Source organism: Amphritea pacifica (assembly GCF_016924145.1).
Classification (GTDB): Bacteria; Pseudomonadota; Gammaproteobacteria; order Pseudomonadales; family Balneatricaceae; genus Amphritea; species Amphritea pacifica.
Genome location: NZ_JAFFZO010000245.1, coordinates 1 through 255 on the forward strand (window position 1 = coordinate 1; position 255 = coordinate 255).

The 255-nt window shown below is 47.5% G+C and carries 1 protein-coding gene; it reads right to left on the bottom strand.

The window, feature by feature from the left end:
* The coding region (locus JW499_RS22220) for a transposase (RefSeq protein WP_205212569.1) at positions 1 to 255 on the bottom strand (255 nt) is incomplete at both ends.

A 255-nucleotide genomic window follows, 5' to 3' on the forward strand; every position in this document is an offset into this window, starting at 1 on the left:
GAGTCATCCGTTGGAAACAGTTTCCGTTTTTTAATAGCCTTACGGATAACGCTGTTCAGTGACTCAATGGCATTCGTTGTATAAATAGCCTTGCGTATGTCTTGAGGGTAGTTGAACAGTGTGTTCAGGTTTTCCCAGTGTGTACGCCATGAACGGCTGATCTGGGGGTATTTATCGTCCCAGCGTTCAGAGAACCGTTCCAGCGCCTGCCGCGCTTCTTCTTCAGTGACGGACTGATAGATTTGCTTGAGATCA